This window comes from Rhodococcus sp. T2V, assembly GCF_029269925.1.
Taxonomy (GTDB): Bacteria; Actinomycetota; Actinomycetes; order Mycobacteriales; family Mycobacteriaceae; genus Rhodococcus_F; species Rhodococcus_F koreensis.
Genome location: NZ_JARJBD010000185.1, coordinates 1 through 7,972, shown reverse-complemented (window position 1 = coordinate 7,972; position 7,972 = coordinate 1). Strand labels below are relative to the sequence as shown.

Genomic DNA, 7,972 nt, shown 5'->3' with positions numbered 1-7,972 from the left:
TTCACCACCGACGACGCCCGCATCAAACTCCGCCACCTATATCCCAACACTTAGCAGCGACACGCTACTAGCTGCTGTACCCGATTGCCGTGATCGGTTGGGCATGCTGCGGACGCGGACCCCGGACGGCCGTGGGCGCCGGGCGGGTCGAATCAGTCGAGAGCGGCTCCACCAGCTGTGCGACGGCCGCCGCGCAGTACACCGGTCAAACACGCGGATCAGGTCGCCGTCGTCGGTCGTTCCTTCGGTACCAGGAGCGCGAGAAGCGCGATGATCGGGCCGCCGCCGGCGAGGTACAACCCCCACCGATCGGTAACACGGTGTCCTTGGCCCTGATCGTCAACGCGTTCCTGGCATCTCGCACGCATCGCGACGCGGAATCCGTTGGCGGCGGCAGGGTACTGCAACTCGACGGAGATCCAGCGCTCCATCGAGTTCCGGCACGGCACCGACATGCGTGGTCGGGTGGGCGGGTCCGCCGTCGTGGGTGCGATGACCCGGACGTGGGTGATGACGTGTCTGCAGTGACGGGCCTCAGGAAGAAGTTCGCCCCGTCGGCGACGCGATTTCGGAATCATGCGTCCGTCGTTCACCGGAACCCACTCACGTTCCACAGGCCGGCGGCGTGCTCGTGGTTCCGAGGAGCGTTCGGTCAGTACCCGGGTACCCCGAGTTGGTGGCCGAGTGCGGCGATCGCGTCGACGATCGACCGGCCCCCGAGCTGATTCCAGCCCCGGCCGTCCGGTCCCCGGATCTGATCGAAGACGTCACGGGCGCGGTCCGCGGTGGCGGCGGGCAGCGGGGCGGGCGCCGCCCCGGCCGGCGGCGGTGTCATCCCGGGAACCCCCTGGTGCAGGCCGATCTCGGCGAGCGCGTCGACGACGGACCGGTTGTTCAGCTGGGGCCAGCCGGCGCCGCCGGGGCCGAGGAGTTGCAGCCAGAAGTCGAGCACGCAGTCGTCGACGCTCAGTTCGCCGGGGGCGCCGCCGAACAGTTCCCGGAGGCCGTCCAGGGTGCCCTCGTAGGCATTGACGTCGACCAACCGGCTGGCGACCTGCCCCTGGTCGGAGAACTGCAGGATCTCGACCGGGACGCCGGGCGCGTAGTTGGCCCAGCCGGCGAATCCTTTGCCGGGGTAGATGACCGAGGCGTACCCGGACGCGGTGACGTAGTGCGAATTCCACAGCGGCGGCAGGTTGTTCAGCGGCGGCGATCCCATGTGGTCACGCCAGTACCAGCGGGGCAGGTAGATCGCGCAGACCCGCAGGCCGGCCGAGTGAATGGCATCGACCAGGGCACGCAGGTTGGCGCCGCTCCCGCGGGTGTCCGGGTCCTCGTAGTCGAGCATGACCGGGATGGTCGGGTCCCCGAGGTGCGCCTTGAGGTTCGCGACCTGCGCGCCGATCGAGTCACCGTTGCGGGCGAAGTGGTAGCCGCAGAACAGGCCGGGGAAGTGCTCGAGCATCAGGTCCCGGTTGCGGGGCCAGAACGAGTCCTTGAAGAAGTCGCCCTCGGTGCACTTGGCCGCCATGAAGGAGAACCCCTCGCGTTTGGTGGCGGCGATGTCGAAGTTCCCCTGGTGGTTGGAGATGTCGACCCCGTAGAAGGTGCCGGTGGTGGGGTCGATGGTCCCGGTGGGCGGGTTGGCCGCCCCGACCAGCAGCGGTTGGGGATTGATCGGGGCACCCCCGAACCGGCCGGGGGAAGTCCAGACCTCGAAATGCAGGTGCGGGCCGGTGGAGTCGCCCTCGGAGCCGACCCGGGCGATCTGCTGTCCGGCGCGGACGAACATGCCCTCCGACACCAGCAGGTCCGCGGCACGCATGTGCCCGTAGACGGTGTCCACATGGAGGGTGGGCTGGTGGTCGATGACGATCCAGTTCCCGAACCCGGACGCCGGACCGGAGCGGACCACCACCCCCTCCTCGGCGGCGTAGATCGGCTCGCCCAGCGGGGCGGCGAAGTCGATGCCGTTGTGATCGGGCCTCTGCGGGGTGCGGAAACCGGAGGAGATGATGTTGTTGCCGTTCGCGACGGGCACAAAGGGGAAAGCCATCGAAGTAGTCCCTTCAGTGACGAGGGTGCCGGTGACCGGCACCACCGGTGTGATGCCGGAGATCCGGTACTGCATCGCCCGGTACGGGTTCCCATCCGCCGCCCACTGGCTGACGATCATGGCGAAGCCGCCGGGACGGTCGAACCGGCTGTCGGGGTGGATGTAGCAGCCGTAGAGCCGATCGACGACATCGGGACCCCCCGCACCGAAGAACGAGCCCTTCACCGGACGGTAGGTGGGGGCGGTGTGCCAGTTGTCGGTCGGTTTCGCCGCGACCTTCACGAACGCGTTGTAGGCGCCGGCGTCGAACCCGGAGAACACCAGGTTGCCCTGGATCCGGCGCAGGCAGATCTCGCCCAACCTGGTGCGGTCGGGCAGGATGCCCTTGGTCGGGTCGTCGCCGGGTGGGTTGCCCCACCCCCAGGCGGTGCCGTTCCAGCCCCACGGTACCCAGGCCGACGGGGCGGCGATCTGGGCTTCGGGGACCCGGTGCAGGATCGCGTTCTTGTTCCGGGCCAGACCGCCGGTGGAGACGATGTAGACGAACCCGTCCCCGCCCTTCTCCCAGGTGACCATGGTGCGTTTGCCGCCGTAGACGGAGGTCGACCACTTCACGCCGGTGTCGGTCCAACTCTCGCCGAGGTCGTCGGAATAGCGAATCTCGCACCACTTCTCGTTTCCGAGGCCCTGGGTGACCATCACCCACAGGTAGATCCTGGTGCCGATCGAGATCGCATCGCAGGGCAGAATGGTCGAGTATTCCGGGTTGTCGTGCACGTAATCCCAGAGCTGGCGGGCGCCCCGGGCCGCCGACGCGAAGGTGATCGGTGTGGTCACGTCGTGGGTGGTGCTGCGCAGGAGCATCGGGGACCGCCAGTTCGGCCCACCCACCTGGGGTTGCGTCCCGGCGAACGTGTCGCCCAGGAGAAACCCGACTTGACCGTTGGGCATGCGGAACGGAATACCCAGGTCGGTGCCGCCGATGTCGAACTGCGGCAGCGGGTTCACGGACTTCACGAAGCTCATGCCGCCTCCTCGCATCAATCGTGCGGGACCATGACATGAAATCTGGAAAGTGACACGCCCTTTGACACGAAATCCGGAAAATGACACCGCTTCTATTCATGGTTGAAATCTGTCTCATCGGCTGTGTCACGCCACCATGACCGGGCCACCCAGATCATGTCCGAATGGAACGCATCCGTCGCCGCCCGCGACGGATGCACGCCCGGAGGCGAGAAAGAACGGAACTCGCCCCTTCCACGCCGACAAGCTCGCGAATGCACCGAACTTTCCTATCGACTCGACACCGCGGCTACCGCGATCGCGGCCCTCCATCACAACAACGCACTACTGCGCTAAAGAACTGACCACCGCGGGCAACGCGTCGCCCCCGACGCTCACCGCAGCCACGCCTGACGCCCAGTCCTTCAGCCGGTAGGCGGCGTCTCACAAACCAGATCGGGCAACGATCCAACCATCGGCACGATCCTCACTGACCAGCCTCGGCGCCAGAACCTTCTGTCTCATGAGACATACGGATTCTGGAGAATACGGATCCGCGGAATCTGCAGATGATGTAGGTTTCGTCAGTCGAGGTCAGTTACCCGATCCAGCGACCCGCGATTTTCCGGTGATGCGTCAGCGACGGATTCCGACGATCCCGGTCAGGATCCTCAGCGTCTGCCATGTCCGCCCCCGTTACCGTCTTCGTGGTTCCGTCCCGGGACACCTCGTCGAACAGGCGCCGGCCGGATTCGAAGAGTCGTCGGCGTTTGACGCCATCGAACGTTAGGTCGAATGTGCGCACCGAGACCCACGCGGCCGGCGGACGGGCGGACGCTGGCGACCCGGTGTCGCACGAATCGCCGTGGCCCCTTCACGTGCCCGGCGGCAGCTCCCGCGGGTCCGTCCGCGCGGTCACGGCGCCGCGGCGGGCCGCTCCGGCGAGGGTGTGCGAGAGGTCGTCGCCCGATGCCGCATTCGGCCAGCCCATCCGCCACGCGGACCCCGATCCGGTGTGCGCGGGCTCGGGCGGCTCGGTCACCCGGGTGGTCCACATCAGAAATGGCCGAGATTGCCCTGCCACAACGCCGTGAGGACTTACAGGACGATGACCAGCGGATAGTACAGATTGATCACCGCGCTCACCTCCGAGAACGGGACGGACGAGCGGCGGGGCGGGCGCATCGCCACGGAGGTGGACGGGGTTGAAAATCCCGGACGCCCCGGCATAGCGAATTAACAAGTCCCGGGTCACGGTGTGCGTGGCCTTGGCCACATACCCGACCTCCACCGCATGACCGCGCGGGCGCTCACGCGCGGTCTCCGCACACGAACAGGGTGGAGGTAACCGTCGCCACCAACTGTCCGTGGCCACCGCGGATATCGCTCGACGTCGTGAGGATCGAAAGGGAAATGCTGCCGGGTTGACCTGCGCCCCCATGCGAGAATTCCGGAGCCGGCGGCGCTACCTCAGAGTTCAGGAATGCCTCGGTAGGCCGAGCGCGGCGGCGTGCTCGCGCAGGTACTCACGCAGATACGGCATCGTGAAGTCGAGCAGCCCGTGACCGACCGACGCGATCAGCTCGGCGTCAATCAGCCGCAACCGGTACTGGCTGGCATAGGTTCCGTCCACGCCCAGCCGGACCGCGATCTGACCGATCCGGCTCGGGCCGTCGTCCTGCGACATCGCGACCAGGAAACTCCGGTCGACATCGGAGATCCCCGCGAGGCTCGGCTCGAGCACCAACGATCCGATCCGGCGGCGTGCCGCGGCGACACCCACGGTCACATCGCCGGTGGAGACCACCGCCGCGGTCCGGTTCTGCCGCCAAATGTGGTATCCGACAAGCTGAATAAGAAACGGATAGCCGTTCGTGGCCTCCGCCGCGGTGCGGCAGTCGGCCTCGGCGATCGAGCGTCCGGTTCCCTCGATCGGCTCACGGATGGCCTGTGCCACCTCGTCGAGCGGCACCGCGCCCAAGGAATGACGGTCGGCCCGCCGGAGGAAGGTCAGGACGTCGTCGTTGAGGAGATCGCTGATCGAGGCGGGCAGACCGGCGGCGACGAAGGCCAGTTCCCGCTCCTCCCGGAAGGCGTGCTGGACGAGCGCACCGAGCGCACGCAGGTCGTCGCCGAGTTTGCGGTGGATCTCGTCGACGGTGATCAACAGCCCGGTCTCGTGTTCGGCCAGGGCGTCGGTGAGTTCCTCGATCTGGTGACGAAGGCTCACCGCCGGCGGCGACGCGTCGGTGGTGGTCCAGTTGACGCCCCCGATCCCGGCGGCGGTGATCCCCGACAGGCGCCGCCGCGTTCCCCCGGTTTCGCCGTGCTCGCGGAGCAGCCGGGGCAGGTGTTCTCCGGTGAGTCGGTCGACCAACCCGGGTGTGGCGGTCTCGGAGATGACGAGCCAGCCACGGCTGCGGGCCTGGGCCTCCGCCTCGTTGAGCATGACGGTCTTCCCGACCCCACGGGCCCCGGTGTAGATCGTCGCGCGGCCGGGAGCACCGGGACCGTCGTCGAGGGCGTCGCCGAAGTCCTCGACGAGATCGGCGCGGCCCACCAGAGACGGCGGCGGCGCCCCGAACGACGGGGTGAACGGATTCCGCATGGATGAAGACGCTACCAGTCTGTTTTAGCTTCTTTTAGTGTTTTTAGCTTCTTTAGGGTTGGGTAGCGTTTCCGATCCGGCTCCCAGCCCACCTGTCCTGACTCAATGCATCTGATGCCGACTCGGCGAATCTGATGTCGGCGGCGGTCAATCTGATGCCCGGCGCAGTGAAGCGGATGCGGAGTTCCAGCCACCGGTAGAGGTGATCGCTCATGCCGATTACTGTCCGGTGTAGTCGCAGTCGTTCAGGTCCGACAGTAGGCCCGAGTGGCCCCCGGACCAACTGAAAACCGGTCTCGACATGCACTTTCGGCACCGCCGCACTCGAAATGTGAGTGCCGGAGTCGATAGCACACATGTAGGACCGGGGTCGAGTGTCGAGTGCGCCGGACAGGCTGGGCCGACCGCCCGGGGCCGCGTACGGGCTAGCCGGACGGATCCGCGTCGAATGCGTCGCCGTCCGGCTCGTCCTCGAAACAACCGTAGGGGACACCGCCCGCGGTGCAGCCGACAACGAACATCGACCCGCTCGTCCACCATGATCCAACCGAACACCGATGCCGGTCCGCCTGACGTGTAGGCGGGCAGCCGCTCGGCGACACCGGTCCGGCTGGTCGTGGCGGTTGCCGTTCACGTGCCGGCGTGTGCTGCGGCTCGGCTCACGGCCCATGGAGCCGGGCGTTCCCCCCGGCGTCGGGTGTGTTCGTGACAATCACATCGGTCCCACGGCCACCGAGACGTGGAAGTTCCCCGCACCCACGGACCGCTCGAGGGTCGCAATGACGGCAGCCGGATTGTCGTAGGGCCCGTTGAGGTAGAACGGCCGACCATCCCTCCCGAACTCGATCCGACCCGGCCCGTCCCACTCACCCAGGAACGCGGCGGCCTCATCATCGAAGGCGCCGGCGGGCTCGAAACCGAGCCCCCGCGCATACGCCGCCGCCCCCAGGATCAGTTCGTGGCCGAGTTCGATCGGAATCTCCACCGCAGGACGGTCGAACGCCGCGTAGTACGTGCGGATGGCGGTGGGGATCCTGCCCGCGTCCATGGTTTCGGGGTCACGGGCGTTCTTCACCCCCAGGCAGTGCACGTCAGCCAGGTACCCTCGCAGCGTCGCCCGACCACGCCGTCCCTCTCGTGCCACCAACACCTGCGCGAAGCCTTCGACCTCACCGGCGGGAGCATCCAGTTCCGCCCACTCCGGACAACGCTCGAGGCCCAGCCCGACACTCCAGCCACAATTGACCCAGCACCCCAGCACCCGCCCCAATCCTTGGGACACTTCGGCCTCGGCAGCGATTCGTCGCACCAACGGCGCCACCACCGACGGCCGCACGCCCAGAGCGCGCGCGATCACCTTCGGCGGGACACCCTGCTCCCAACGCCGCCGCACCTGCTCGACCAACTCCGCATCGTCCATGGCACCCCATTCTGCTCCACCGATCGGGAGCTCCCGCGTCCGCACATGTCGGGCCAGGTGAAGGCCCGTGATACCGACCGTCGGCGACCAGCAACGTCGTTCGCGGCACCCACCCTCCGTCATCGGCGGGGACGGTCGACTCAGAACCCCTCTCGATGCGCCGGCGCCGGGGAGCGTGTTGGCGCCCTGCGTCCGCGACAGGCGTCCTCGGCACCGCCGAACCGGACGAGGCAGATCCGTGAGCGTCACGAAAGGCGTGCCCGATCGCCGGAGGCGCGGCCACGGGTGGACAGTCGTAGCCGCCGCCCAGCATCAGCCTCCAATCATAAGCGGGCCTCGGCCACAGGGACCGTCGCCCGCCCGGGCCGGTCAGCCGATTACCGTCTGCCGGTATGGGCACCACCTTCCACGGGCCGAGCCCGTGGCCACACATCACCCGCACCATCCGCACCCGCGGCGCCCGCCACGCAGCGATCGCCCACCTCGGACAGGACGCACCCGAGCTGCTCCCGCTGCGCGCCGGAGACTTGCTGGGCGTCAACGCCTCCAAAGCCGCGATCGGGGCGCACGCCACCTCCCCCGCCGCCCTCGCCTACTACGTGACCAAGGGGTGCGGGTGCTGTCGTCGCCGACCCTGCACGCCAAGGTGATCGCCACCAGTCGGCGAGCAGTGGTCGGATCGGCGAACGCGTCCGAGAACTCCGCGTTCGCCGACGACGCTGTGGTCATCACCGACGCCCCCGACATCATCGCCTCCGTACGGAAGTTCATCGACGGCCTCGACGAGATCACCGAAGTCGATGAGGTATTCCTCGACAACGCCACCCGGAAAGCGCACAGGTTCGTGCGAACGTGTGCACGGTGACGCCTGAAATCTCACAGG

General features: G+C 67.6%; 5 protein-coding genes and 1 pseudogene. 1 reads left to right on the top strand and 5 read right to left on the bottom strand.

All coding sequences use genetic code 11. The features are described from left to right. Window positions 1-218: 218 nt before the first annotated feature. The 5 genes from P3H15_RS52295 to P3H15_RS52275 form a co-directional block, all read right to left on the bottom strand. Window positions 219-578, bottom strand: a complete 360-nt coding sequence (locus tag P3H15_RS52295) for a hypothetical protein (protein WP_276144542.1) — start codon at window positions 576-578, stop codon at window positions 219-221. 74 nt (window positions 579-652) lie between these two features. Beyond that, window positions 653-3,082 (bottom strand): DUF4185 domain-containing protein, encoded by a 2,430-nt coding sequence (locus P3H15_RS52290; protein ID WP_276144541.1) that lies wholly within the window; start codon window positions 3,080-3,082, stop codon window positions 653-655. A gap of 853 nt (window positions 3,083-3,935) precedes the next feature. Then, window positions 3,936-4,103: a hypothetical protein gene (locus P3H15_RS52285; RefSeq protein WP_276144540.1), complete on the bottom strand. Its 168-nt coding sequence runs from the start codon at window positions 4,101-4,103 to the stop codon at window positions 3,936-3,938. A 435-nt stretch (window positions 4,104-4,538) separates the two neighbouring features. Further along, the gene (locus P3H15_RS52280; RefSeq protein ID WP_276144539.1) at window positions 4,539-5,669 is read right to left on the bottom strand and encodes an ATP-binding protein; all 1,131 of its coding nucleotides are present in this window, start codon (window positions 5,667-5,669) and stop codon (window positions 4,539-4,541) included. 712 nt (window positions 5,670-6,381) lie between these two features. Further along, complete coding sequence (locus tag P3H15_RS52275; RefSeq protein ID WP_276144538.1) at window positions 6,382-7,089, bottom strand: hypothetical protein; 708 nt, start codon at window positions 7,087-7,089, stop codon at window positions 6,382-6,384. 392 nt (window positions 7,090-7,481) lie between these two features. On the opposite strand from P3H15_RS52275, the pseudogene P3H15_RS52270 reads away from it, so the two are divergent. Further along, window positions 7,482-7,912, top strand: a pseudogene (locus tag P3H15_RS52270) (phosphatidylserine/phosphatidylglycerophosphate/cardiolipin synthase family protein); the annotation flags it as partial. Window positions 7,913-7,972 lie beyond the last annotated feature (60 nt).

Bases quoted from the DNA above. Each gene is read 5' to 3' on its own strand.
- P3H15_RS52295 (WP_276144542.1), bottom strand. From the start codon at position 578: ATGATTCCGAAATCGCGTCGCCGACGGGGCGAACTTCTTCCTGAGGCC.
- P3H15_RS52290 (WP_276144541.1), bottom strand. From the start codon at position 3,082: ATGAGCTTCGTGAAGTCCGTGAACCCGCTGCCGCAGTTCGACATCGGC.
- P3H15_RS52280 (WP_276144539.1), bottom strand. From the start codon at position 5,669: ATGCGGAATCCGTTCACCCCGTCGTTCGGGGCGCCGCCGCCGTCTCTG.
- P3H15_RS52275 (WP_276144538.1), bottom strand. From the start codon at position 7,089: ATGGACGATGCGGAGTTGGTCGAGCAGGTGCGGCGGCGTTGGGAGCAG.